Raw genomic sequence first — 23,834 nt, 5'->3', positions numbered from 1 at the left:
TTCGCGGCTGCGTGAGGGGCTGCGGGCCTATCTGCTGATCTCCGCCATGTGGGTCCGCTCCCTGATGGCCTACCGCGTGTCGTTCGCGATGACCGCGTTCGGCAACTTCGCGGTGACCGGCTTCGACTTCGCGGCGATCCTGCTGATGTTCTCCCAGGTGGACCGGCTCGGCGGCTACGCGCTCCCCGAGATCGCCTTCCTGTACGGGGTCTCGTGCACCGCGTTCGGCTTCGCGGACCTCGTCATGGGCTCGATGGACCGGCTCGGCAGGCGGGTGCGCGACGGCACGCTCGACACGCTGCTCGTGCGGCCCGCCCCGGTGCTCGCCCAGGTCGCCGCCGACCGCTTCGGGCTGCACAGGATCGGGCGCCTGACGCAGGGCGCGCTCGTCCTCACGTACGCGCTCGTGGCCGTGGACGTCGACTGGACGCCGCTGAAGGCGGCGATGGTCCCGCTGATGCTGCTCTGCGGCGCCGGGATCTTCACGGCCCTGTTCGTGGCGGGCGGGGCCTTCCAGTTCCTCGCGCAGGACGCGGCCGAGGTGCAGAACGCCTTCACCTACGGGGGGACCACGCTGCTCCAGTACCCGCCGACCGTCTTCGCCAAGGACCTGGTGCGCGGCGTCACCTTCATCCTGCCGCTGGCCTTCGTGAACTGGCTGCCCGCGCTGTACGTCCTGGGGCGGCCGTACCCGCTGGACCTGCCGGTGTGGGTGGCGTTCACGCCGCCGGTGGTGGCCGTGGCCTGTCTGGGGCTCGCGGGACTCGCGTGGCGCTCGGGTCTTCGTTCGTATCGCAGCACAGGGAGCTGAACCACGGTGGCAGAGGAAGCACGGCCGGAGAGCCTGATCGAGCTGGACGGCGTCGAGAAGGTCTTCGACGTCCGCAAGAAGACGGGGTTCCTGCGGCGCGAGCGCCGTCAGGTGCGGGCCGTCGACGGGATCTCGTTCACCGTGCCGCGCGGCGAGATGGTCGGCTACATCGGGCCGAACGGCGCGGGCAAGTCGACGACGATCAAGATGCTGACCGGCATCCTCACCCCGAGCGGCGGCCGGCTGCGCGTCGCCGGCATCGATCCCTCCCGTGAGCGCACCCGCCTCGCCCGCCGGATCGGCGTGGTCTTCGGCCAGCGCACCACGCTCTGGTGGGACCTGCCGCTGATCGACTCCTACCGCCTGATGCACCGCATGTACCGCATCCCCGACGCCCGCTTCCGCGAGAACCTCGACCGGTGCGTGGAACTCCTCGAACTCGGCGCCCTCCTCGACGTCCCCGTGCGGCAGCTCTCGCTCGGGCAGCGGATGCGCGGCGACATCGCGGCGGCGCTCCTGCACGATCCCGAGGTGCTCTACCTGGACGAGCCGACGATCGGCCTCGACGTCGTCAGCAAGGCCAAGGTGCGGGAGTTCCTGCGGGACCTGAACGCCGAGTCCGGTACGACGGTGCTGCTCACCACGCACGACCTGACCGACATCGAGCAGCTGTGCCGGCGGGTGATGGTCATCGACCACGGGCGGCTGATGTACGACGGCGCGCTCGCCGGGCTGCACGAGGTGGGTGAGAGCGAGCGCACCCTCGTCGTGGACCTGGAGCGGGAGCTTCCGCCCATCGAGGCCGGGTCGGCGCGGGTGGTGAGGGTGGAGGGTCCGCGGCAGTGGCTCGCGTTCCCCGCCGCGGAGTCGGCGGCTCCGCTCGTGGCGCGGATCGCGGCGGAGTACCCGCTCGCCGACCTCTCGGTCAGGGAGCCGGACATCGAAGCGGTCATCGCCAAGATGTACGCGGAGAAGACGAACTCGTAGGCTGCACAGCATGAGTGACGCTGCATCGTCCGGGGGGACGCCTCACGAGCCCGCAGGGCCCCGACTGCCCGATCTGCGGGCCTCCGACGCCGACCGCGAGAGGGTCGCCGAACAACTCAGGGACGCGATGGCCGAGGGCCGTCTGGACATGACGGAGTTCGAGGAGCGGCTCGACGCCACGTACAAGGCCCGTACGTACGGCGAGCTGGAACCGATCACCAGTGACCTGCCCTCGCACGGGGTCAAGGTGGACATGGTGAAGCGGCAGGTGGACGACGGCGATCCGGTCGGCGTCGACTGGTCGCGGCGGATGGTGGACGGCGGGCCCACGTCGACCGGCGGCTTCGCGTTCTGGAGCGGGTTCAGCCGCAAGGGCGGCTGGACGATCGGGCGGCAGTTCACGGCGTTCGCGATGTGGGGCGGCGGCGAGATCGACCTGCGCGAGGCGTACTTCGCCGACCGCGACGTGGAGATCCGCTGCTTCACGATCATGGGCGGCCTCCAGGTCGTCGTGCCGCCCGAGCTGAACGTCACCGTCAAGGGCTTCGGCATCATGGGCGGCGTCGACGACCGGGCGACCGGCCTCGGCACGTCCGGCTCGCCGCGCGTGGTCGTCAAGGGCTACGCGCTGATGGGCGGCGTCGGCGTCGAGCGGAAGCTGCGCAGGGCCGAGAAGCTGCGCCTGAAGGAGGAGCGCCGCCTGGAGCGGCTCGAACGCCGTGAGGAGCGCCGCGCCGCGCACTGGGAGCGCACCGAGCAGCACCGGCTCAGGCACGAGGAGCGCCATGAGCTCCAGATGCGCAGGCACCGGGAGCGGGAGGACCGCGGGGAGCGGGACTGACACCGCCGCCGGGGCCCGGCGGCGGTGCGGGCTACAGCTCCGCCGCCGCCGAGCCCCTCAGGTGCGAGAGGTTGAACGTCTGCGCCATCTTGCGGTAGCCCGCGTCGGAGGGGTGCAGGTGGTCGCCCGAGTCGTACGGGGCGCGCAGGCTGCGCGGGTCGTACGGGTCGCGCAGGGCGCGGTCGAAGTCGACGACGTCGTCGAAGACCTCGCCGGAGCGGATCTGCTCGTTCACCGACTGGCGCACCGCTTCGAGGCCCGGTTCGTAGCCCCGGTGGCCGCCGAAGGGCATCAGCGTCGCGCCGACGACGCGCAGGCCGCGGGTGTGCGCCTGGCGGGTCAGCTCGCGCAGGCCCTCGACGATGCGGTCCGGGTCGTTCTGGTGCGGGTTGCGCAGGATGTCGTTGACCCCGAGGGCGATGACGACGGCCTTGACGCCGGTGCGGTCCAGGACGTCGCGGTCGAAGCGGGAGAGGCCGCTGGGGTTCGCGGCGGGCTGCCCGGTGCCGTCGGAGAGGACGCGGTTGCCGCTGATGCCCTGGTTGACCACGCCGTAGCGGGGGGCGCCCGTCTCGGTGCGCATGCGGTCGGAGAGCACGTCGGTCCAGCGGCGGTTGGCGCCCATCGTGGAGGAGATGCCGTCGGTGATGGAGTCGCCGAGGACGACGACGGTGCCGTCGGTCTCGTTGCTCAGCACGTCCACCGCGGTGAGGTAGCGCCAGAACGGGCTCTGCTCGGTGTACGCGTCGGCGTTCGGGTCCTCGGTGTGGTCGCCGTCCGCCACGTAGCTGATCTGGCGTGCGTGCGGGTGGTAGGTGACCGGGCCGGACGGGGTGGGCGAGTACGTGGTGACGAGGAGGTCGGCGTCGTGCGGGACGCGGAGCCTGGCCGCGTCGCTCATCACCTGGGCGCCCGGCGGGACGACCACCGAGGTGTTGCCGTTGAAGGTCAGGCGGCGCAGCGTGCCGGCCGCGGCGGCCGGGTCGTTCGTCGGGGAGGCCACCGCGATGGAGGCGTGCGTGATGCTGAGCGGCGTGGTTCCGTACAGGTTGGAGAGGGTGACGCGGGCGCTGGCCCCGCCGACGCTGGTGTGCACGACGTTGCGGATGGAGCGGCCCGCGAACCCCTTCCGCTCGGTGCGCGGTTCGGCGCCGGCGGGGGAGGCGGACCAGGAGCCGACCCAGGTGCCCGAAGAGGCGGGTGCGGCGGAGTTGCGCGGGGTGCGTCCACCGGCGTTGATGGTGTCCCGCGCGTCGTCGCCGGTGCCCGTGACACCGACGTATATGGCGGCGGAGACCACCACTATGACCGCGAGGACCGCGGCGAGAAGGGCATAACCGTGTCGCTTGGTCATGCGGGATCTTTCTCCTCGGGCAGGGGGAGCCCCGAGGCTCCGGTGTGATCACCCCATGATGCGGCATGGGCCGTGAGGCGGCCGACAGTGCCCCCCTCCGCATTACCAGACGCCGGGAACTTGTCGTTCGTTCCAGGAGTAGGGCAGGAGGGACGAAGAACACATGGCGCGGCACATGACACGGAGGCGATGCGGATGAGGACGAGGCGGACGGGTCGGGTGGTGTGAGTGAACCGCACAAAGGCGGAGGAAGCGACGGAACCGGACAGGGGGGTCGAGGGGCGGTCCGCTCGCTCCGCCGGCGTAACCGGCCCGAGCGGTTCCGCGGCCCCCGGCGGCTTCACCTACAGCGCCGCCGACGAGGAGAAGCGGCGCGGGGTGCGCCGCATGAAGATGACGGCCACGGGCCTGCTCGTCCTCGTCGCCGTGGTGTACGTCCTGGCGAAGTGGGCGCAGCACTCCGGCGCCGGAGCCTGGGCGGGGTATGTCGCGGCGGCGGCCGAGGCGGGCATGGTCGGCGCGCTCGCCGACTGGTTCGCGGTGACCGCCCTCTTCAGGCACCCGCTCGGCCTGCCCATCCCGCACACCGCGATCATCCCGAACAAGAAGGACCAACTGGGCGCCTCGCTCGGCGATTTCGTCGGGGAGAACTTCCTCTCCGGGGACGTCGTGCGCGGCCGGCTGCACGCGGTCGGCATCGGTGGCCGCCTCGGCGCCTGGCTCGCCGAGCCCGCGCACGCCGACCGCGTCACCGCCGAGCTGGCGACGGCGCTGCGGGGCGCCCTCACCGTGCTGCGCGACTCCGATGTGCAGGCGGTCGTCGGCGAGGCCATCACGCGCCGCGCCGACGCGCGGGAGATCGCGCCCGGCATCGGCAGGATGCTGGAGAAGGTCGTCGCTGACGGCGGCCACAAGCGGGTCGTGGACCTCGTCTGCGTACGGGCGCACGACTGGCTGGTGGAGCACGCCGACTCGGTGATGGACGCCGTCCAGGGCGGCGCGCCCGGCTGGACGCCGCGGTTCGTCGACAAGCGGGTCGGCGAGCGGGTCTACAAGGAACTGCTGCGCTTCGTCACCGAGATGCGGGACATGCCCGAGCACCCGGCGCGCGGTGCCGTCGACCGCTTCCTCGCCGACTTCGCCGCCGACCTGCAGGCCGACTCCGACACCCGCGCGCGCGTGGAGCGCCTCAAACGGCAGATCCTGGCCCGCGGCGAGGTGCAGGACCTGATCGCCTCGGCCTGGTCGTCGGTACGCGCGATGATCGTGGCCGCCGCCGAGGACGAGCGCAGCGAGCTGCGCCTCCGGGTGCGGGCGTCGCTGCTCTCGCTGGGCGCGCGGATGGCCGAGGACGGGCGGCTCCAGCAGAAGGTCGACGGCTGGGTCGAGGGCGCCGCGGTGTACGTGGTGACGACGTACCGCGACGAGATCACCTCGCTCATCACCGACACGGTGGCGGGCTGGGACGCGGAGCACACCTCGAAGAAGATCGAGGCGCACATCGGCCGTGACCTGCAGTTCATCCGGATCAACGGCACGGTGGTCGGCTCCCTGGCGGGCCTCGCGATCTACACGGTGTCGCGGCTCGCGGGGGCGTAGGCGGACGGGGTCTCGGGCCCCCGGGCCCCCGGGCCCCCGAGCCCCCCGAGGTCCCCGGGCCCCCCGGGGGCTCGCTCCGGCGCGCGTGAGAACTCCGGCGCGCGTGAGAAGGCGTTTACCGGGCACTCTGGAATCGCTCTCCCGACGACGAGAGAGCCGTCGCCAGGACCTCGCCGAGCCGCGGGCCGGCGACGTGGGAGCAGCGGAAGGAGCCACCCGCCATGACCGCGTCGTCCACGCCCGCCCCGCCGCCGGACCGGGACCGCGCCGGGCACGGCACGGGAACCGTCACCACGGCGGTACCCGCCCGTCTCGACCGGCTGCCCTGGTCGCGCTGGCACTGGATGATCGTCATCGGCCTCGGCACCGTCTGGATTCTGGACGGCCTGGAGGTCACCACCGTCGGCAACATCGCGAGCCGCCTCTCCGAGGAGGGCAGCGGCCTCGCGATCAGCTCCGCCCAGGTCACCGGCATCGCGGCGGCCCTGTATGTGGCGGGGGCCTGCGCGGGCGCCCTCTTCTTCGGCCGCATGACCGACAAGTTCGGCCGAAAAAAGCTCTTCATGGTCACTCTGGCGGTCTATCTCGCCGCGACCGCGCTCACCGCACTGTCGTTCGACGCGTGGTGGTTCTTCGTCTTCCGGTTCCTCACCGGCTTCGGCATCGGCGGCGAGTACGCGGCCATCAACTCCGCCATCGACGAGCTGATCCCGTCCAAGTACCGGGGCCGCGTCGACCTGATCATCAACGGCAGCTACTGGCTGGGCGCGATCGGCGGCTCCCTGCTCTCCGTCGTCATGCTGAACACCAGCATCTTCCCGAAGGACCTCGGCTGGCGGCTCACCTTCGCCCTCGGCGTCGTCCTCGGCCTGGTGATCCTCCTGGTCCGCCGCCACGTACCGGAGAGCCCCCGCTGGCAGTTCATCCACGGCCGGGGCGAGGAGGCGGACGCCCTGGTCACATCGGTGGAACGGGAGATCGAGGAGGAGAAGGGCGAACGCCTGCCGCCCCCCGGCCAGGAGATCACCATCCACCAGCGCAAGAGCATCGGCTTCGGCCTGATCGCCAAAACGGTCTTCCGCGACTACCCCAAGCGCGCGGTGCTCGGCCTCTCCCTCTTCGTCGGCCAGGCGTTCCTCTACAACGCCATCACCTTCGGCTTCGGCGCGATCCTCACCAAGTTCTACGACACACCCTCGGGCAGCACGGGCTACTACTTCGCCGTCATCGCGGCCGGCAACTTCCTGGGCCCGCTCTTCCTCGGCAAGCTCTTCGACACGGTGGGCCGCCGCATCATGATCAGCTCGACCTACCTGGTCTCCGGCGTCCTGCTCTTCGTCACGGCCTGGCTCTTCGACCGGGGCTCGCTGACCGCGACGACGCTGACGGCCTGCTGGTGCGTGGTCCTGTTCTTCGCCTCGGCGGGCGCGAGCAGCGCCTACCTCACGGTCTCCGAGATCTTCCCCATGGAGACCCGCGCCATGGCCATCGCCTTCTTCTACGCGATCGGCACCGCGGCCGGCGGCATCAGCGGCCCGCTGATCTTCGCGAAGCTGACCGAGTCGGGCGTCGTCGGCGACACGGTCCTCGCCTTCCAGATCGGCGCGGGCCTGATGTGCGCGGCGGGCCTGGTGGCGGCGGCCCTCGCGGTCAACGCGGAACGCCGCTCGCTGGAGGACATCGCGAAGCCGCTCTCCACGGTGGAGCCGTAGCTCTGGCTCTGGCTCTGGCTCTTGCTGCGGCTCGGGCCGTGGTGGCCGTGGCGACCGTGGCCGACGCTCCTGCTCACGCCCCTGCTCACGCTCCTGCCCACGCGTCGGCCGGTGGACGGTGCCGCCGGGTGCGCGGTCACGCCCGGTGGCGGTGGCGGTCGGCCAGGGTCCAGGAGGCGAGGGCGACGCCGCCGGCGACACCGAGGACGGCGGGCCAGGCGCCGACCTTCTTGGCCAGGGGGTGCGACCCGGCGAACGCGGCGACGTAGGCGGCGCTGAGCGCGGCAGCGGTCCCTGCCCCGGTACTCTCCCGCCACTGCCGGGCGGCGACGGCCCCGGCCCCGGCGAGTACGGCTCCGCCGAGGGGCCGCTTCCCGCTGAACCGGGCGGCGGCGTACCCGCCGACCAGCCCGCCCGCGGCCACGACTGCTCCGGGAATCCTCGCCATGGTCGGCCCGCCTCTCGCTGATACGTCCGTGTTGTCCTCTGGTGAGAGGTTAACGCGGGGCGATCGCGGGGACCGGGGCGGGGCGGGGGCCGGGGCGAGGCGGGGCGGGCTCAGAGCTTCGGCTCGACGGGGCCGGGCTGTGCGGCGGCCCAGGCGGCGAGGATCTCCACCGCGGCCGAACGCGGCGCCCCCTCGACGGCCACCTCGTCCAGCAGCCGCCGCTCGGCGCTGGGCAGGGCGATGTCGCGGTAGAACCGCAGGTCCTCGTGCCCGTTGGCGGCGGCGTCACGCGTGGTGGCCCCGTACACGACCCGGGGAATCCCGGCCCAGTAACAGGCGACGAGACACATGGGGCAGGGCTCACTGCTGGCATACAGCACGGCGTCCCCCATGGAAATCCGCCCGAGCCGCCGCCCCGCGTCCCGCAGAGCCATGACCTCGGCATGGGCGGTCGGGTCATTGGTCGCCACGACGGAATTGACCCCGTCCCCCACGACCTCCCCACCCACGACGACGACGGCCCCGAAGGGCTTGGCGGTACTGCCGGGGCGGAGGGAGCGGCGGGAGTTCTCGATGGCCAGGTCGAGGAACTCGCGGTCTTGGGGGTGTTCGGGGGCGTAGGGCAACGGGGCCTCCATGTACTCGTACGCAGCGGGGCACCCCGCTGTGCGCTCGGGGTACCCGTTCCCACGCCCCACGCCACGTAACGGCGCCCGACGTCGTCAGCGCTGTCCGGCCGCCTTCGCGATGAACCGCGACCAGGCCGCGGACGAGACGACGAGGCGGGGGCCGTCCGCGTGCTTCGAGTCTCGTACAAGCACGCCGTGCGGGGTGAAGGCGGTCTCCACACACTCCGTGGTGTTGCCGCCGCTGTAGGACGACTTGGACCACACATGGCTCACGGTGTTGGTGCGACAAGTGCTCATGTCATCTTCTCCTGACCCCGATCAGGACCGACACGACGAGAGGGCCGCCCGTGCCCCGACCGGAGGAGTGTGTCGGATCAGGGCTGAAGCATCCCGGGCACGGAGCCCACGAACTCAGCCCAGGCGGTCGCCCCCACGGAGACCCGGCCATCAGCAGGGCACTTCGTGTCACGGACCAGGACCATCGGCGCCACCACTGCGACCTCGACACATTCGGTACCGGAACCACCGCTGTAGGACGACTTGAACCAGCGGACGGGGCGGCGGGGGTCCATCACAACTCCCTGAGGCTTCGACGGATGGCTTCCGAGGATCCTTCCATGTCCAGTGCTTGTGCACGCAGGTAATCGAACGCCAACTTGTACCGTTCGAGCTCTGGCGGCTTCTCCATGAAGAGTCCGCCGCCCAGCAGATCCACGTAGACGACATCCAGCTCCGGGCTCTGGCCGCGAAGGAGTACGAAGCTGCCGACGGCGGCAGCGTGTGCGCCCGCGTTGAACGGCAGTATCTGGACCGCCACGTGTGGAAGCTCCGCCAGCGTCAGCAGATGCTCAAGTTGCTCCCGCATCACGTCAACTCCGCCGACGACGCGACGCACGGCGGCCTCGTCGACGATTGCCCAGATGCGAGGTGGATCGACTCGCCGCAGAAGCTCCTGCCGCTTCATGCGGATGTCCACCATGTGCTGCACCTCGCGTTCAGCGCATCCCACCTCGGAGGCCCGGTGGACGGCTTCCGCGTACGCCCGGGTCTGGAAGAGGCCGGGGATGTACATGCACGCGTAGTGATCCTCGCGGACGACCTCGTCCTCAAGGGTCAGCATGAGGTTCATCGATTCGGGGACGGGATCGGCCAACGAACGCCACCACCCCTGAATCCGGGCGCCCTTCGCCAGCTCGACCAAAGCCTCCCGCACGTTGTCGGCCGCTTCGTACTCACGGCAGAGCGCGTCCACAGCCGGCCACTTGACCGTGCCCTCCTTGGTCTCGTACCGACTCAGGGTGGCTTTGGAGATGCCTACACGGGCGCCCGCCTCCTCAAGCGTGAACCCTTTGAGCTCGCGCAGGCGACGAAGATCGGCGCCCAGCTGACGCCGTCGTGTGGTCGGCCCAACTGCCATGTGTGTACCCCTTCTCATGGATCGGTCCGAGAGTGCCCGGGGCCTGGGCGCGCTTCAAGGGCGTACGCGTGGGGCGTGCGCGGACGGGCGTGCTCCCGTGACCACCGATATGAGAGTTCCATTTTGAGAGTTCCGCTGCAACGCTTAGTGAGGAGATCGCCACACCAGGTGTCGATCACAGTCAGCGTAGGAGCTGGTCGGCGGTGGCGGAGTGCTGTTGCGTGATGTCCCGAGGATGCCTTGAACTGTCGTTCCTGGCTCAGTCAGAGGGCATGTCGAGTCTGAGGCGTCGCGTTCGACTGCACCTTGGTCAGTGGGGACTTGCCGAGGTCGCGGACGAGGTTCAGCTGTGTGTGAGTGAGTTGGTGGCGAACGTGATCACACACGTGGGCGAGCACACGCCAACAGCGCTTCGACTCACCGCGAACGACACCCACGTACGCATTGAGGTCAGCGACCCGGACGTGCGTGCGCTCCCCACGCTGCTCGCGCCCTCTGAGGAGGCGGAGAGTGGGCGTGGCATGGCTTTGCTCGATGCGGTCGCTGATCGGTGGGGCGTTATTCTGCGCGGCGACACCAAAGTGACGTGGTGCGAACTGGCCGCGCAGGTGTGTGCTCCACGCAGGTGTGCGTGTGGACTGGGTGGGGACGCCGTAGGCGAGATGGGACTCGGCTTGGGCGCCGTCGCAGCGGAGGAGGCCGCGGTCGAGGCGATCACTGGCCTCCTCCGGTGGTTGCGTCTGAATGGCTACGACCTCAATGAGGTGCTGAAGCGAGTACGCGGTCATGCTTAAGCCGAAGCAGTTTGACCAAACTCAGAGCGGAGGCTCGCATTGGTAGTCGTTACGTCCTTCCACAGGCCAAATCGTGTGTATGGACAACGATGCGCAGAGGTCGCGGAGGTCCTTGCGGGGGCAAGACGGCACCAATATGGCTAGCTGCGGGCACGGATCTATGTAGCGCTGGTAGTCGAAGAGTTGTCCTATGGCCATGCGAATCGACTCGCGAGTGGCTTGCCCCTTCGCCTCTACAAGAAGGTTGTCCGTCGAGTCGAAGAGGTCTGTGTACAGACTTCTGCGCTCGCCTCGGGGTCTGATTTTCTTGCGGGACACCTCATGCCCGCGATCTGTCAAGTGGCGACTAAACTTCGTCAACAGCTCACTTTCCCTGCGATAAGCGAAAGTGGGCTCTCCGTTAGGAGTATGGAGTGTCCGCGTGGTGAGGAAGTTTTCCGGAGGGATGTCGCTGACCGTGGTTGCGGTGGCGGGCGCATAAGTGATAGTTGGCTCGTCGCCGGTGGGTGCGAAGGCACGAGGCTTGAGCTTGAAGATGATGACCGAGCGAGTGTCACCCTCGCGGTCAAGCGCTTCGGCTCTATACCACGCCTGCGGGTCGGGCAGATCGTACTGCCCGCGGTAGCGAACGACGCCCGACCGCACGCCCTCGAAGACGTGCAACTCCCGCTGGTCTGCGACGTGATTGAGGATGGCTTTGTTTCCCTTGGTCATCCGCTGGTCACCGACTTGCCCCTCACCGGTGTAATGGAAGAGTCCGTCCGCATCCCACCCATCGCGATACCCGTAACGCGCCCCCTGCGCTGGGTCGGTGAAGCACATCACGACCGGTGCGCTGCGTGAGTGGCTTATGCCGCTCTGCCGGCTGCCTCCGTACCGGTCGTGCAGCTCTCTCCGACGTATTTCCGCTCCGACAGTGATGTCCATCAATGCCTCCAAGTCACGAGTGCTTGGAGGCTATCGATGGGGATAGACGCGACGGAAGCCCTTTCGATGGTGGGATCAGCCGTCAACTCGTTCCGGTGATGGCCGAGTATGTCCACACATCGGCCGGTAGCTCATGATGGAGGCGCCAGGTGATCGCCATCGGCTTGCTACCGGTGTGCTCGACGTAACTGGCGGGACCTAGGAGCATCCATGGGTGCGGCTTGCCGATGTCGGTGTCCTTGTAGCGACGCATGAAGAGCAGGACATGACTGCCTCGCTGGACGTGCTCCCTGTATCGCCGCCCTGTAGGGGATAGGTCGGACGTAGCGTTCTGCGACTCCCAGTGGAAGAGCGTCGGGCTCAGCGCATAGTCCTTATAACGGACTGTTGGGGAGAAGTCCTTCTCATTCTTCTCCAGCGTGATCAGTAGCGCGTCAGTCTGGATCTCGTCGACCCACTGAACCCCTTGAGCGAAGGAGCCAGGCATCGGTCCGCCAAAGCGTGCCACCCCCAAAGCGGCAAGAATCTCAGATCGGTTGTACGAACTGTGCACCTTCAAAGGTAGGTGCTTGTGTGGCCCTTCCAATTCGATGGGGAAATGGTCGGCGTGGTCAAGGGCGTAGGTCAATACTTGTCTGAGCTCGCTGCGCAGCGCCTTCTGCGTTTGCAGCGATTCGAGTCCTTGCTGATAGCTCGTGAAGCCCCCGGCCTTGTCCCACAGGTTGAAGAACAGCATGCGGGCGTATGCTTGATCCGGCTGGCTTAGCGTTCCGTAATCCGGCGCATTATCTGACAGGAGGCGCAGGTAAGCATCGGCGCGCTCTGGGTCATCGACGTGCAAAAACGAGTAGACACGTCTGAGTAGTTCTTGCTCGCCTGTCGCCGGCGCTGTATCCACCAGTTGCGCTCGGCGCAGGATTGTAGTCCATGAACTTTTATTCTTGTAAAGTTCCTTTATCTCCCGGCGGCTCTCATCCAAGTACTTCGCGAGAGATGGAGTTCCATACGCCTTAACTTCCTTGGCGAGGGTCTGGATATTCGTCTTGAGTTGCGAGCGAATGTTGTCTAGTACGAGGTCCTTCGACTTTCCCTCCAGGATGATTTGGCAGCCTGAAGGGAGTAGTGGGAAGTCACGCTCTATGTGGTCGACCAGTCGGTTTCGGGTCAAATTTGTTAGTGCTCGAAACTGCTCTTCGAAACGAAATTCTGCCCGATGTTGGCCGATGAAGTCGAGGACGGTGAGGACTGGCTTGGTCTCTGTGCGGCGCAGACCCCTGCCCAACTGTTGCAGGAAGATCGTCGCGCTGTTTGTGGGCCGCAACAGCAGTAGAGTGTCGACGTCGGGGACGTCGAGTCCTTCGTTGAACAGGTCAACGGAGAAGATCACTTGGAGTGTGCCTACACGGAGGGCATCTAGGGTGGTAGCGCGCGTTTCAGGGGATGAGTCGCTGTCGAGTGCAGCAGCCTGGAAGCCGGCATGTCGGAAAAAGTTGGCCATGAAGTGTGCGTGCTTCTTGCTGACGCAGAATCCGAGAGCTCGCATGGCGGCTGGATTCGAAATTTTTTCCCGAACCTGTTTTACGACGATGCGGGCTCGGGCGTGATCTCCAGAGTACAAGTCACCCAACTCGGTGGAATTATATGTTCCGCCTCTCCATCCGAGGTTAGTCAGGTCAGTTCCGTCTGGAATGCCGAAGTAGTGGAAGGGGCACAACAGGTCATTTTCGAGTGCTTCCCAGAGGCGCAGCTCCGCCGCTACGCGGCCGTCAAAGAAATCATCCTGCACATTGATTCCATCCATCCGCTCTGGAGTAGCCGTAAGGCCGAGAAGTTGCTGTGGCTTAAAGTGGTCGATCACTCTCCGGTACGTGGGTGCTGTGGCGTGATGGAATTCGTCGATGACAATGACGTCGAAGTGTTCGGGAGGAAGCTGCTCCAGCTGCTGTCCCGTCAGGGACTGCACGCTAGCGAAGACGTGATGCCACTCTTTCGGGTCTTCCCCACTATGGAGAAGCTCACCGAAAGAAGCATTGTCCAAGACTTCGCGGTAAGTGCGCAAAGACTGCTTCAGTATTTCTTTGCGATGAGCCACGAAGAGTAGCTTTAGGGGCTCCCCGTTGTTCTTATTGCATAGATTTCGATAGTCCAAAGCGGCCATAACGGTTTTTCCCGTCCCGGTCGCTGCCACCAAGAGGTTGTGACTGTGGTGGCGTATTTCTCGCTCGACCCGGAGTCGCTCAAGCATGTCTCGTTGGTGAGGGAATGGTCGAACTTCTAGCCCGGACAGGCTAATTCTCAGGTCCCTCGAAGAGCCTGAGCCGCCTGCTTGGGTCAGTGCTTGGTCAAGTCGTTGACTGTCGCGGTCTGGACAGTAGGCTTCGAAGGCCCTGTCATTCCAATAGGCGTCGAAGGTCGCCTCGAACTTACTGAGGACGGCGGGAGTGGCGACAGAAGACAGTCGCACATTCCACTCAAGACCGTCGATGAGAGCGGCTTTGGACAAGTTCGAGCTACCGACGTAAGCCGTGTCGTACCCTGTATTGCGCCGGAACAGCCATGCTTTGGCGTGTAGTCGAGTCGACCGAATCTCGTAGTTGACCTTGACCTCGGCGTTGAACTCGCGGACGAGGCGATCCAGAGCATGCCGATCCGTGGCGCCGATGTACGTCGTCGTAATAACGCGAATCGGCACGTTGCGCTCCCTGGCAGCGCGCAGTGAGTCCTCAAGTACGCGTATGCCATACCACTTCACAAACGCGCACAGGAGGTCGATACGGTCCGCAGTTGCGAGCTCGGCGCGCAACTCGGCGCCCAAGCTGGGGTCTTCTGAGGAGTTGGTGATCAGAGCGGTTTCAGAGAGCGGGGTTAAGGGACGGACCGCATACACGCCCGGTGCTTCCTGATTGGCCAGCGCGAGAAGCTGGCGCGGTCCGTCGGCGATCAGTTCGACCGATTCGTCGGTGGTCGTGGCAACGGAGGCTTTTGCTATAGCTTCGATAATCCTGTTGGCGGCTGCTACCCGCTCGTTTGGCGGGAGCTGACTCAGTGTGTGTCCCACCGCATTGCCGATGTGCTGTGCGATGACATGGGGGGCCGACTCGTCGCTGACCTCGGCGGCGATGGTCTTCCAGCCTGAGGCGCCGAGCAGATTGATCTGCTCCTGTAGGCGTTGCGTGATGAGTCGTTCGTACACGCCCGAGACGGGTTGGTTCAGATCCCTCGCATGCGCCACGCTTGCTCCTCGACCGTCGAGATGGTTGTAGCCCTGTTTTAACAGGAGCCACAGACAGTCGAGGAGGAAGTCACCACCTGAGCTATCGAGTGGTTCTAACGGAAGGCGCTACTGCCCCCCGTGACACCCCCCATAAGCCCCCCCGGACCCACACCAGCAAGGCGCACCCGCCTCCGGTGGCCACGAGACCGCCCGCCCCCGTGCCGCGAGCGTCGTGGCGTACTGGGGGAGCAGGTCCGGCTGGTCCGGGGATGTGCCCTCCGAGGCTGCGAAGGCCTCGTAGGAGGGGACCGTGCCGGTGACGATGCCCAGGTTCGGGGTGCCCGAGGCGGAGAGTTCGCGGAGTGAGGACTCTATGGTCGCCAAGTGGGCCTCGTAGGAAGGGTATTCCGAGGCCAGGGCCGGGTACGCCGCCAGGAGTTCCGTCAGTTCGTCCGCCGGCCAGCGCAGGATCGCCACCGGGAACGGGCGCGACAGGGCCTGGCGGTAGGAGCCCAGTTCCGCCTGGATGCGGGCGATCTCCGCGCGCAGTTCCGCCGGGTTCTCCGAGCCGAGGGACCACACCCGCTTCGGGTCGTGCAGTTCGTCCAGCGGGACCGGGGCCGTGGAGACCCGGTCCGCCAGCGTGTCCCACGCGTCGTGCTCCGCGCCGAGCAGGCGGCGTACGCGGTGGCGGCCGAAGAGGAGCGGGTGCGTCGCGTACGGCGGGTCCTGCGTCTCCGCGGGGACCAGCAGCGTCGCCGCCTCCGTGAACGTCTCGTGCGCCTGTTCCAGCTCGTCGTGCTGCTCCAGGGACTCCGCCACGATCACCCACGGCGCCGGGTCCCTCGGGGCCGCCGCGCGGACCCCGGCGATGATCGCGCGGGCCTCCGCCTCGTGCCCGTACTCCCAGAGGTTCGACGCCTTCAGGGCGCGGATCAGGAGCGGCGCGGCAGCAGGCTGCGGCGCGGTGGGCGACAGCAGACGGTCGTAGAGCGTGGTCGCCTCGTCGCGGGCGCCGGCCAGTTCGAGGTGGGCCGCGGCCTGGACGAGGAGGTGCTCGGCGTCCTCCGGGTACATGCCGGCCGTACGCTCCAGGCGCGCGGCTTCGGCGATGTGGTCGGTGTCGACGTGCTCGGCGGCAGCAGGCTTTTCGGGGCGCATACGGGACACGGTACTGCCGAGCGGGCCTCTTGCAGGAGGGCCCTGCTCGTTCGGCCTCGGGGGACGCCGGCACCCGCCGGGTCACGCCGGGCGGACCGCCCCCGGCCGGGCGCCCCGATAGGGTCGACCCCCGTGATCGACAGCCGTCCCCACCGCCGCCCACACCTGCTGTGGCTGCTCGCGCCCTTCGTGCTCTATCTCGGAGCGCTGCCCTTCGTCAACCGCGTGCGGCCCGTCGTGTTCGGGGTGCCGTTCCTCTTCCTCTGGCTGCTCGCGGCGACGCTGCTCACGCCCGCGTGCGTCTGGCTCGCCCACCGCGGCGACCGCCGGATCGAGCAGGGGCAACAGGGGCAACAGGGGCAACAGGGACAGCAGGGTCGGCAGGAGGCGCAGGGCAGCCATGAGTGACGGGGCCGTCGCCACCACCATCTTCGCCGTCTTCATGGCCGGCACCGTCGCCCTCGGGCTCGCCGCCGTCCGCGGGCGCGGCAAGCAGGGCGGGCTGACCGAGTGGTCCGTGGGCGGGCGCAGCCTCGGGGCCGTGTTCATCTGGGTGCTGATGGCGGGGGAGGGCTACACCAGCTTCAGCTATCTGGGCGCCGCGGGCTGGGGGTACAACTACGGGGCGCCCGTCCTGTACGTCGTCGCGTACATGAGCTGCGGGTACGCCGTCGGCTACGTCGTCGGGCCCATGCTGTGGGCCTACGCCAGGCGGCACGGTCTCGTCAGCATCTCGGACATGGTCGCCCACCGGTACGGGCGGCCGTGGCTCGGTGCCGGTGTCGCGCTGCTGGTCACGGTCTTCCTGCTGCCCTACATCCAGCTGCAGATCACCGGCATGGGCGTCGTCGTCTCCACCATCTCCTACGGCGCCATCAGCCTGAACTGGGCCTACTTCATCGGCTTCGCCGTCACCACCGGCTTCGTGGTGGTCAGCGGGCTGCGCGGGAGCGCCTGGGTCTCCGTGCTCAAGGACGTCCTCGTCATCGGGACCCTCGCCTTCCTCGTCGTCTACGTACCCCTCCACTACTTCGACGGATACGGGGACTTCCTCGACCGGGTGGTGCGGGAGAAGAGCGACTGGCTGACGCTGCCGGGGAGCGGCGGCAGCCCGTACGGGGAGGCGTGGTTCGCCACGACCTCGCTGCTCAACGCCCTGACCGTCGTCATCTTCCCCACCACCGTCGCCGGGTACCTGGGCGCCCGCAGCGCCGACGGGCTGCGGCGCAACGCCATCTGGCTGCCCGCCTACAACGTGCTGCTCTTCGTGCCCATGCTCCTCGGCATGGCCGCGCTCTTCGTCGTGCCCGGCCTGACCGGCGCGGAGTCCAACCTCGCGCTCTTCGAGCTGGTCGTCGACTCGCTGCCCGCGTGGGGCGTCGGCGTCATCGGGGTCGCCGCCGCGCTCTCCTCCATCGTGCCGATGGCGGTGTTCATGCTGGTCATCGGGACAATGTGGGGCAGCAGCGTACTGTCCCTGCTGCCCCGGTGGCGCGGACCGCGGCGGCAGAAGCTGGCCTCGCAGGGCGTGGTCGTCGTCGCGGGCGCGCTCGCCCTCGTCCTCACCTACGCGGCGCCCAACACCCTCGTACGGCTCTCCCTCATCTCCTACGAGGGCATGGCCCAGCTCGTCCCCATGCTGCTCATCGGCCTCGTCTGGCGGAAGCTGACCCTCGCGGGGGCGGTGAGCGGGCTCGTCGTGGGGGTCGGGGTGGTCTGCGCGCTCGTGTTCAGCGGGCACGATCCCGTGTTCGGCGTGAACGCGGGGATCGTCGCGCTCGCCGTGAACCTGGCCGTGGCCCTCGTCGTGTCGTACGCGGGGCCGGCGGGGCGGCGCGACGAGCGGCCGGACGCGGAGGTCCTGGCGCGTGATCCGCTGGGCGTGGAGGGCGAGGAGGAGCCTCGGCTCCTTCAGGCCGGGGACACCCATCCTGTATAACGGCAGTGGGCGGTACGACTGGACTACGCTGCCACATACGTACGACTGGACGACGCCGCCGCACACGCAACACAGGCCGACGCCGCCGTGACGTACGACAGGGCCGACGCCGCCGCACACGTACGACGGAGACGGAGAGGGGGGAGTCACGATGCGCGAGCTGTTCCGCGGTGCGAGAGCCGCCCTGCGCCCCGCCCTGCTTCTCCTGTTCCTCCTCGTCGAGGTCGTCCTCGTCGACACCGGCAGCCTCACGGCCGCCGTCGCGCTCGCCGCGACCGCCGCCGCCGGCACCGCGCTCGCCGCCTGCTCCGTCATCGCCGCGCGCTGCGCGCCCGCCGTGCCCCGCACCAGGGTGCGCACGGCCATCCGGGACCGGGAGCGGCGTACCGCCTTCCTGCCCCAGCGCGACCCCGACGCCAGGGGCCGCAGGCGCCCCCGAGCGCCCGGCCGTGCCCTCCTGACGGCCGCGTAGGGGAACGCCACCTCCCGTAGCGCGCGAAGCCCCGCGCGGATCGTCATGCCGAGCTGAGCACCCCTCAGCTGATCGACACTCCCGGCACGACGAGATCCCCGGAGGGCTTCTCCATGTCCGACCTCTTCTCCTCCTTCATGTCCGTGTTCGCCGGCCTGGTCGAGCGCATCGCCGACGCCGTCGACCCGCTCTTCCACGCCTCGGCGACCGCCGCCGCGATCGTGCTCTTCACCGCCTGCGTACGGCTCCTCGTACATCCGTTGTCCCGTGCGGCGGCCCGTGGGCAGAAGGCGCGCGCCAGGCTCGCGCCGCAGGTGGCGGAGTTGCGCGAGAAGCACGCCAAGAACCCGGAGCGGCTGCAGAAGGCCGTCCTCGAACTGCACGCGAGGGAGAAGGTCTCACCGCTGTCCGGGTGCCTGCCGAGCCTCCTCCAGCTGCCGGCGTTCTTCCTGCTCTACCACCTCTTCTCCAGTTCGAGCATCGGCGGCGAGGCGAACGCGCTGCTCGGCCACAAGCTCTTCGCCGCGCCGCTGGGCGGCCGGTGGGCCGACGCGCTGGGCGAGGGCGGGGTCTTCGGGGCGCAGGGGCTCGTCTACCTCGCGCTGTTCGCGGTCGTCGCCGCCGTGGCGACCTTCAACTACCGGCGTACCAAGCGGCAGCTGGCGGCCACGCCGCAGCCGCGGGCCGCGGGGGGCGGGGCCCCGCGGAGGAGCGGGGACCCGCAGGTGCCCGGCATGGGCGCGATGAGCGCGATGACGAAGGTGATGCCGCTGATGTCGTTCATGACGCTGATCACCGTGGCCGTGGTACCGCTGGCCGCCGCCCTGTACGTGGTGACGAGCACGACGTGGAGCGCGGTGGAGCGGGCGTTCCTGTACCGCGACGTTCCCGTCGGGGCGGGGGCCCTGGCGACCGCCGTCTGAGCCCCGGCTACCGGGCCGTAATGGTCCAGTACGTGAACGGGGTATTGCGGAGCGGACGCCGACCTTGGACGATCGACCAAACCTCCGATGGCCGCACCCCATCGGCCTGGCCACGTGATCACTCAGGTCACGCTCGACCAAGGGAGTCAGACGATGAAGCTGCTGCGAGTCGGTACGGCCGGAGCTGAGCGCCCCGCGCTGCTCGACGCCGAGGGGGCCCTCAGGGACCTGTCGGGGATCGTCGCCGACATCGACGGGAGCGTGCTCGCCGACACGGCGGCGCTGGACCGGATCAGGGCCGCCGCCGACGCGGGTGACCTGCCGGTTCTCGATGCGGACGGGGTCCGGATCGGGCCGCCCGTGGCGCGCGTGGGCAAGGTCGTGTGCATCGGCCTGAACTACCACGACCACGCCCGTGAGACCGGTGCGGAGCCGCCCGCCGAGCCCGTCGTCTTCTTCAAGGCGGCGGATACGGTGGTCGGCCCGGACGACACGGTGCTCGTGCCGCGCCGCTCGGTGAAGACCGACTGGGAGGTCGAGCTGGCCGTGGTCATCGGACGTACGGCCCGCTATCTGGAGTCGCGGGAGGCGGCGCTGGCCCACGTGGCGGGGTACGCGGTGGCGCACGACGTGTCGGAGCGGGAGTTCCAGATCGAGCGGGGCGGCACGTGGGACAAGGGAAAGAACTGCGAGACGTTCAACCCGCTGGGCCCCTGGCTGGTCACCGCCGACGAGGTCCCCGACCCGCAAGCGCTCTCCCTGAAGCTCTGGGTCAACGGCGACCTGAAACAGGACGGCACGACCGCCGACCAGATCTTCCCGGTGGCGGAGGTCGTGCGGTACGTCAGCCAGTTCATGACGCTGTACCCCGGTGACGTCATCAACACCGGTACGCCGGCGGGCGTCGCGATGGGCCGTCCCGAGCCGAAGCCGTACCTGCGGGCGGGCGATGTGGTGGAGCTGGAGATCGAGGGGCTCGGGCGGCAGCGGCAGGAACTGAAGGACGCCTAGCCCCCGGGCCCCCGCCCGCCCTCTCGCCTCCGCCCCGGCGGCGGCCGTGTTCCCCGCGTACACCGGCTGCCGCCGGGGGCGGCGGCGCGTGGTTCATCCGGCGGGCGACGGCCCGGCGTGAGCGGGAGAACCGAGTCCGGGAGCGGCGGGCACTGGTCTACGAGGAGGTGAGGATCCTCCTGAGGCGGACGGCGGACGGCGGACGGCGGACGGCGGACGGCGGGGACGGCGGACGGCAGACGGCGGCCTGCACGCGGTCGTGCGTGACGCGGTCCTGTGCGACGCGCGCGCCTGCGTGACGCGGTCCTGTGCGACGCGCGCGCCTGCGTGACGCGGTCGTGCGTGACGCGGTCCTGTGCGACGTGGTCGTGCGTGACGCGCGCCTGCGTGACGTGGTCGTGCGTGACGTGGGCCTGCGCGCCGGCCGCTTCCCGAAGCGGCGTGACGGCGATCCCGCCCCGTCGACGACGTGACGCGGCCCACGTGCCGGACGGTCGCCTGGACACCCACGCGCACCTGGGCGGCGCACCGCCCACCCCCTCGGCTCAAGCGGCGCGGAACCTCTCCAGCGCCTCCACCACCAACGCGTGGTCCTCCGCCTGCGGCAGCCCCGAGACCGCGACCACGCCGATCACGCCCGCGCCCTCCACCGCGAGGGGGAAGGCGCCGCCGTGGGCAGCGTAGACGTCGGGGTCCAGGCGGGAGGACGCCTCGAACGTCGTGCCCTTGGCGCGGAAGCGGGAGCCGACCAGGTAGGACGAGCAGCCGTAGCGTTCGACGACGCGGCGTTTGCGGGCGAGCCAGGCGTCGTTGTCCGGGGTGGAGCCGGGGAGCGCCGCGTGGAAGAGCTGCTGGCCGCCGCGGGTGATGTCGATCGCCACCGGGGCGGCGCGCTCGCGGGCCAGTTCCACCAGGAGCGAGCCGAGCCTCCACGCGTCGTCGTGCGTGAAGCGGTTGAGGACCAGGCGGGACTCCTGGGCCTCCAGCTCGCCGATCGGTTCACCGGGTGAAGGGGTCGTGGTCACAGCGTCACCGTCACACCGTCGCGGGCCGAGCGGCGGGCCGCCTCCAGGACGTCGAGGGCGGCGGCGGCCTCGTGCGCGGTCACCGGGTTCTCGCCGGTGCCGCGCAGGGCCGCGGCGACCGCCGCGTAGTACGCGGGATAGTCGCCGGGCAGTGTCGGCAGCGGGCGGCCACCGCCGGTCGCCGGGGACTCGCCGGAGCCGACCGTGCCCCACATCGACTCGGGCTCGACGCCCCAGGGGGCTCCCGGCGTCGGGCGGCGGCCCTCGCGCAGGGCGGCTTCCTGCGGGTCGAGGCCGTACTTCACGTAGCCGGCCCGCGAGCCGAGGACGCGGAAGCGCGGGCCGAGCTGGGCCGTGGTGGCGCTCACGTACAGGTGCGAGCGGACGCCGCAGGCGTGCGTCACCGCGATGAACGTGTCGTCGTCGGCCTCGGCGCCGGGGCGGCGCACGTCCGACTCCGCGTACACGCTCACCGCGGGGCCGAACAGCGTCAGGGCCTGGTCGACCACGTGGCTGCCCAGGTCGTAGAGGAGACCGCCGATCTCCTCCGGGTTCCCGGACTCGCGCCAGCCGCCCTTGGGGCGCGGGCGCCAGCGCTCGAAGCGGGACTCGAAGCGCCATACGTCGCCGAGGGCGCCGTCGGCGAGCAGCTCGCGCAGCGTACGGAAGTCGTTGTCCCAGCGGCGGTTCTGGAAGACGGACAGGAGCAGGCCGCGCTCGTCCGCGAGGGAGGCGAGCTCGCGCGCCTCGGCGGCCGTGCCCGCGATCGGCTTGTCGACGACGACCGGCAGGCCCGCCTTGAGGGCGGCGGTGGCGAGCGGCACGTGGGTCTTGTTCGGGGACGCGACGACGACGAGGTCGAGGTCGTCCGCGCGGTCCCACAGCTCGTCGGGCGAGGCCGCGAGGCGCAGGCCGTCGCCGGACTCGGCGCGCGCCTGCGCCTGCCGGTCGGGGTTCGACGTCACGACCGTGTCGAGCGCGAGGCCCTCGGTGGCGGCGATCAGCGGGGCGTGGAAGACGGAGCCCGCGAGGCCGTACCCGATGAGGCCGACGCGGAGGGGGGCGGCTCCTCCCTCGGGGCCCGGTCCGGTCGGTCCGCTCGCGGGGGATTCGGAGCCTGTGCCGGTCATAGCACCTGTGCCAGTCATGCCATCCACTTAAGCAACGGTGTTGCCAAAGTGCAAGCGCACGCGACAATGGAGCGGTGAAGTCGTACGGAGAGGGAAACGGGCAGGGGAGCGGGGCCGAGGCCGGGGCGGCCGGGGTCGGGAGCGCGAACGGGGCCGGGGTCAACCTGCCCGCGCTGCGCGGCCACAACGCCGCGCTCGTGCTCGACCTGCTGCGCTCGGCGGGGGAGGCGGGCATCAGCCGCCTCGAACTCGCCGAGCGCACCGGGCTCACCCCGCAGGCCGTCAGCAAGATCACCGCACGGCTGCGGGCCGAGGGGCTCGCCGCGGAGGCGGGGCGGCGCGCCTCGACGGGCGGCAAGCCGCGCACCGTGCTGCGCCTGGTGCCGGAGGCCGGGCACGCGGTCGGCCTCCACCTGGACCGCGACGCGCTGACGGCGGTCCTCGTGGACCTCACCGGGGCGGTGGTGGCCGAACGCCGGGCCCCGCTGGCCTTCGCCGAGGGCGCCGACGCCGTGGTGGACGCGGCGGCGGAGGCGGTGCGGGGCCTGCTCGGAGCCGGGCCGAGGGGCATGGCCCCGCCGGGGGTCGGGGTCGCGCTGCCCGGTCCGCTCGACCATGCCCGCGGGGTGCTGCGGCGGGTGACGGGGTTCCCCGGGTGGGACGGGTTCCCGCTGCGGGACGCGCTCGCGGCGAAGCTCGGGCTGCCGGTGGCCGTGGACAAGGACACCAACGCGGCTGCCCTCGGCATGGCTTTGGCGGGCGCCGCGGACTCCTTCGCGTATCTGCACCTGGGTACCGGCCTCGGCGCCGGACTCGTACTCGGCGGCTCCCTGCACCGCGGGGCCCGCACCGGGGCGGGGGAGTTCGGCCACCAGGTGCTGCGGCTCGACGGGCCGCCCTGCGCGTGCGGGGACCGGGGCTGCGTCGAGGCGCTCTGCCTCGCGGCCGTCGCGGCGGGCGACCTCGCCGAGGCCGCGCGGGTGCTCGGCACGGCCGCCGGGAACCTGGTCGGGCTGCTCGACATCGACCGCGTCCTGCTCGGCGGCCGCACGGTCTTGGCCGCGGGGGACCTCTTCGTACGGGGAGTGGGCGCCGTCGTGGCCGAGCGGGTCCGCCGTGGCGGCGGCGGAGCGGAGGTCTCCGTCGCGCGGGCCCCCGGCGGCGAACGCGCGGTGGCGGAGGGCGCGGCCCAGCTGATCCTCGCGCCCCTCTTCGGCCGGGCAGCGACCCCGTTCACGGTGCCCCACAGCTAAAGCCACCCGCCGACCCCGCCCTGCCCCGCCTGGCCCGAGCCGCCCTGCCATGGGCCCCCGGTCCCTGCGGCTGGGCAGCGGCCCCATTCGGCGTGCCCTGCGGCTGAAGCGGCCCTGCCGGTCCGGCCCGCCCTGCCACGGGCCCGCTGTTCCTGCGGCTGGGCAGCGGCCCCGTTCGGCGTGCCCC

24 protein-coding genes are annotated in these 23,834 nt (G+C 69.7%); 13 read left to right on the top strand and 11 right to left on the bottom strand.

What is annotated here, in order from left to right:
• Positions 1-46 precede the first annotated feature (46 nt).
• Genes AB0I16_RS11100 through AB0I16_RS11090 form a run of 3 tightly spaced genes read left to right on the top strand, consistent with a single transcriptional unit; the run spans position 47 to position 2,639 of the window.
• Positions 47-811, top strand: coding sequence for an ABC transporter permease (locus AB0I16_RS11100; protein WP_363249036.1), 765 nt, complete (start codon positions 47-49; stop codon positions 809-811).
• A gap of 6 nt (positions 812-817) precedes the next feature.
• Positions 818-1,798 carry an ABC transporter ATP-binding protein gene (locus AB0I16_RS11095; RefSeq protein ID WP_363249008.1) on the top strand — a complete coding sequence of 327 codons (981 nt, stop codon included), beginning with the start codon at positions 818-820 and terminating at the stop codon, positions 1,796-1,798.
• A gap of 10 nt (positions 1,799-1,808) precedes the next feature.
• On the top strand, positions 1,809-2,639 hold the full coding sequence (locus tag AB0I16_RS11090; RefSeq protein WP_363249007.1) for a DUF1707 domain-containing protein: 831 nt from the start codon (positions 1,809-1,811) through the stop codon (positions 2,637-2,639).
• 31 nt (positions 2,640-2,670) lie between these two features.
• On the opposite strand, the gene AB0I16_RS11085 is transcribed toward AB0I16_RS11090, so the two are convergent.
• Positions 2,671-3,993, bottom strand: a complete 1,323-nt coding sequence (locus AB0I16_RS11085; protein WP_363249006.1) for an SGNH/GDSL hydrolase family protein — start codon at positions 3,991-3,993, stop codon at positions 2,671-2,673.
• A 228-nt stretch (positions 3,994-4,221) separates the two neighbouring features.
• Here AB0I16_RS11085 and AB0I16_RS11080 point away from each other — a divergent pair, with 228 nt between their 5' ends.
• Positions 4,222-5,592 carry a DUF445 domain-containing protein gene (locus AB0I16_RS11080; protein ID WP_363249005.1) on the top strand — a complete coding sequence of 457 codons (1,371 nt, stop codon included), beginning with the start codon at positions 4,222-4,224 and terminating at the stop codon, positions 5,590-5,592.
• 221 nt (positions 5,593-5,813) lie between these two features.
• Complete coding sequence (locus AB0I16_RS11075) at positions 5,814-7,304, top strand: MFS transporter (RefSeq protein ID WP_363249004.1); 1,491 nt, start codon at positions 5,814-5,816, stop codon at positions 7,302-7,304.
• 136 nt (positions 7,305-7,440) lie between these two features.
• On the opposite strand, the gene AB0I16_RS11070 is transcribed toward AB0I16_RS11075, so the two are convergent.
• From AB0I16_RS11070 to AB0I16_RS11050, 5 genes are all read right to left on the bottom strand, one after another.
• On the bottom strand, positions 7,441-7,752 hold the full coding sequence (locus tag AB0I16_RS11070; RefSeq protein WP_363249003.1) for a hypothetical protein: 312 nt from the start codon (positions 7,750-7,752) through the stop codon (positions 7,441-7,443).
• 110 nt (positions 7,753-7,862) lie between these two features.
• Positions 7,863-8,378, bottom strand: coding sequence for a nucleoside deaminase (locus AB0I16_RS11065; RefSeq protein WP_363249002.1), 516 nt, complete (start codon positions 8,376-8,378; stop codon positions 7,863-7,865).
• Positions 8,379-8,474: 96 nt separating this feature from the next.
• Positions 8,475-8,678 (bottom strand): DUF397 domain-containing protein, encoded by a 204-nt coding sequence (locus AB0I16_RS11060; RefSeq protein WP_363249001.1) that lies wholly within the window; start codon positions 8,676-8,678, stop codon positions 8,475-8,477.
• Between the two features lie 77 nt (positions 8,679-8,755).
• Positions 8,756-8,953 (bottom strand): DUF397 domain-containing protein, encoded by a 198-nt coding sequence (locus AB0I16_RS11055; protein WP_363249000.1) that lies wholly within the window; start codon positions 8,951-8,953, stop codon positions 8,756-8,758.
• Positions 8,953-9,798: a helix-turn-helix transcriptional regulator gene (locus tag AB0I16_RS11050; protein ID WP_363248999.1), complete on the bottom strand. Its 846-nt coding sequence runs from the start codon at positions 9,796-9,798 to the stop codon at positions 8,953-8,955. Before AB0I16_RS11050 ends, AB0I16_RS11055 begins: the two co-directional genes overlap by 1 nt.
• A gap of 224 nt (positions 9,799-10,022) precedes the next feature.
• Here AB0I16_RS11050 and AB0I16_RS11045 point away from each other — a divergent pair, with 224 nt between their 5' ends.
• The gene (locus AB0I16_RS11045) at positions 10,023-10,592 is read left to right on the top strand and encodes an ATP-binding protein (RefSeq protein WP_363249035.1); all 570 of its coding nucleotides are present in this window, start codon (positions 10,023-10,025) and stop codon (positions 10,590-10,592) included.
• Positions 10,593-10,613: 21 nt separating this feature from the next.
• Here the strand turns inward: AB0I16_RS11045 and AB0I16_RS11040 are convergent, their stop codons facing one another.
• The 3 genes from AB0I16_RS11040 to AB0I16_RS11030 form a co-directional block, all read right to left on the bottom strand.
• On the bottom strand, positions 10,614-11,519 hold the full coding sequence (locus AB0I16_RS11040) for a restriction endonuclease (protein WP_363248998.1): 906 nt from the start codon (positions 11,517-11,519) through the stop codon (positions 10,614-10,616).
• Positions 11,520-11,601: 82 nt separating this feature from the next.
• A complete protein-coding gene (locus AB0I16_RS11035; RefSeq protein WP_363248997.1) occupies positions 11,602-14,751 on the bottom strand; it encodes a DUF3427 domain-containing protein in 3,150 nt (1,049 codons plus the stop codon).
• A gap of 108 nt (positions 14,752-14,859) precedes the next feature.
• Positions 14,860-15,894 (bottom strand): hypothetical protein, encoded by a 1,035-nt coding sequence (locus tag AB0I16_RS11030; protein ID WP_363248996.1) that lies wholly within the window; start codon positions 15,892-15,894, stop codon positions 14,860-14,862.
• Positions 15,895-16,068: 174 nt separating this feature from the next.
• Between AB0I16_RS11030 and AB0I16_RS11025 the strand changes: the two genes are divergently transcribed.
• From AB0I16_RS11025 to AB0I16_RS11000, 6 genes are all read left to right on the top strand, one after another.
• A complete protein-coding gene (locus tag AB0I16_RS11025) occupies positions 16,069-16,302 on the top strand; it encodes a DUF3311 domain-containing protein (protein ID WP_363249034.1) in 234 nt (77 codons plus the stop codon).
• Complete coding sequence (locus tag AB0I16_RS11020) at positions 16,295-17,833, top strand: sodium:solute symporter family protein (RefSeq protein WP_363248995.1); 1,539 nt, start codon at positions 16,295-16,297, stop codon at positions 17,831-17,833. Before AB0I16_RS11025 ends, AB0I16_RS11020 begins: the two co-directional genes overlap by 8 nt.
• 151 nt (positions 17,834-17,984) lie before the next feature.
• Entirely contained in the window at positions 17,985-18,305 is a 321-nt protein-coding gene (locus AB0I16_RS11015; protein WP_363248994.1) for a DUF6412 domain-containing protein, read from the top strand.
• 113 nt (positions 18,306-18,418) lie between these two features.
• Positions 18,419-19,228 carry a YidC/Oxa1 family membrane protein insertase gene (locus AB0I16_RS11010; RefSeq protein WP_363248993.1) on the top strand — a complete coding sequence of 270 codons (810 nt, stop codon included), beginning with the start codon at positions 18,419-18,421 and terminating at the stop codon, positions 19,226-19,228.
• Between the two features lie 153 nt (positions 19,229-19,381).
• The gene (locus AB0I16_RS11005) at positions 19,382-20,239 is read left to right on the top strand and encodes a fumarylacetoacetate hydrolase family protein (protein ID WP_363248992.1); all 858 of its coding nucleotides are present in this window, start codon (positions 19,382-19,384) and stop codon (positions 20,237-20,239) included.
• Positions 20,240-20,577: 338 nt separating this feature from the next.
• A complete protein-coding gene (locus AB0I16_RS11000) occupies positions 20,578-20,712 on the top strand; it encodes a hypothetical protein (RefSeq protein WP_363248991.1) in 135 nt (44 codons plus the stop codon).
• A gap of 72 nt (positions 20,713-20,784) precedes the next feature.
• Here AB0I16_RS11000 and AB0I16_RS10995 read toward each other — a convergent pair whose 3' ends face one another.
• Together AB0I16_RS10995 and AB0I16_RS10990 are read right to left on the bottom strand one after the other, a co-directional pair.
• Positions 20,785-21,264: a heme-degrading domain-containing protein gene (locus tag AB0I16_RS10995; protein ID WP_363248990.1), complete on the bottom strand. Its 480-nt coding sequence runs from the start codon at positions 21,262-21,264 to the stop codon at positions 20,785-20,787.
• Positions 21,261-22,412, bottom strand: a complete 1,152-nt coding sequence (locus tag AB0I16_RS10990; RefSeq protein WP_363248989.1) for a Gfo/Idh/MocA family oxidoreductase — start codon at positions 22,410-22,412, stop codon at positions 21,261-21,263. Before AB0I16_RS10990 ends, AB0I16_RS10995 begins: the two co-directional genes overlap by 4 nt.
• 146 nt (positions 22,413-22,558) lie before the next feature.
• On the opposite strand from AB0I16_RS10990, the gene AB0I16_RS10985 reads away from it, so the two are divergent.
• Positions 22,559-23,647, top strand: a complete 1,089-nt coding sequence (locus AB0I16_RS10985) for an ROK family transcriptional regulator (RefSeq protein WP_363249033.1) — start codon at positions 22,559-22,561, stop codon at positions 23,645-23,647.
• The last annotated feature ends 187 nt before the right edge of the window (positions 23,648-23,834 follow it).

The sequence above is a fragment of the Streptomyces sp. NPDC050703 genome, from assembly GCF_040654435.1.
Lineage (GTDB): Bacteria > Actinomycetota > Actinomycetes > Streptomycetales > Streptomycetaceae > Streptomyces.
The sequence above is the reverse complement of the archived record's forward strand: the minus strand, read 5'-3'. Positions and strand labels throughout refer to the sequence as shown.

What these genes read in the sequence shown, in the direction of transcription:
- AB0I16_RS11010 (WP_363248993.1), top strand. Translation starts at nt 18,419, where the DNA reads ATGTCCGACCTCTTCTCCTCCTTCATGTCCGTGTTCGCCGGCCTGGTC.
- AB0I16_RS11055 (WP_363249000.1), bottom strand. Translation starts at nt 8,953, where the DNA reads ATGGACCCCCGCCGCCCCGTCCGCTGGTTCAAGTCGTCCTACAGCGGT.
- AB0I16_RS11075 (WP_363249004.1), top strand. Translation starts at nt 5,814, where the DNA reads ATGACCGCGTCGTCCACGCCCGCCCCGCCGCCGGACCGGGACCGCGCC.
- AB0I16_RS11005 (WP_363248992.1), top strand. Translation starts at nt 19,382, where the DNA reads ATGAAGCTGCTGCGAGTCGGTACGGCCGGAGCTGAGCGCCCCGCGCTG.
- AB0I16_RS11030 (WP_363248996.1), bottom strand. Translation starts at nt 15,894, where the DNA reads ATGCGCCCCGAAAAGCCTGCTGCCGCCGAGCACGTCGACACCGACCAC.
- AB0I16_RS11100 (WP_363249036.1), top strand. Translation starts at nt 47, where the DNA reads ATGTGGGTCCGCTCCCTGATGGCCTACCGCGTGTCGTTCGCGATGACC.
- AB0I16_RS11090 (WP_363249007.1), top strand. Translation starts at nt 1,809, where the DNA reads ATGAGTGACGCTGCATCGTCCGGGGGGACGCCTCACGAGCCCGCAGGG.
- AB0I16_RS11045 (WP_363249035.1), top strand. Translation starts at nt 10,023, where the DNA reads ATGTCCCGAGGATGCCTTGAACTGTCGTTCCTGGCTCAGTCAGAGGGC.
- AB0I16_RS11085 (WP_363249006.1), bottom strand. Translation starts at nt 3,993, where the DNA reads ATGACCAAGCGACACGGTTATGCCCTTCTCGCCGCGGTCCTCGCGGTC.
- AB0I16_RS11070 (WP_363249003.1), bottom strand. Translation starts at nt 7,752, where the DNA reads ATGGCGAGGATTCCCGGAGCAGTCGTGGCCGCGGGCGGGCTGGTCGGC.
- AB0I16_RS11020 (WP_363248995.1), top strand. Translation starts at nt 16,295, where the DNA reads ATGAGTGACGGGGCCGTCGCCACCACCATCTTCGCCGTCTTCATGGCC.
- AB0I16_RS11040 (WP_363248998.1), bottom strand. Translation starts at nt 11,519, where the DNA reads ATGGACATCACTGTCGGAGCGGAAATACGTCGGAGAGAGCTGCACGAC.
- AB0I16_RS11050 (WP_363248999.1), bottom strand. Translation starts at nt 9,798, where the DNA reads ATGGCAGTTGGGCCGACCACACGACGGCGTCAGCTGGGCGCCGATCTT.
- AB0I16_RS10990 (WP_363248989.1), bottom strand. Translation starts at nt 22,412, where the DNA reads ATGACTGGCACAGGTGCTATGACCGGCACAGGCTCCGAATCCCCCGCG.
- AB0I16_RS11015 (WP_363248994.1), top strand. Translation starts at nt 17,985, where the DNA reads ATGCGCGAGCTGTTCCGCGGTGCGAGAGCCGCCCTGCGCCCCGCCCTG.
- AB0I16_RS11060 (WP_363249001.1), bottom strand. Translation starts at nt 8,678, where the DNA reads ATGAGCACTTGTCGCACCAACACCGTGAGCCATGTGTGGTCCAAGTCG.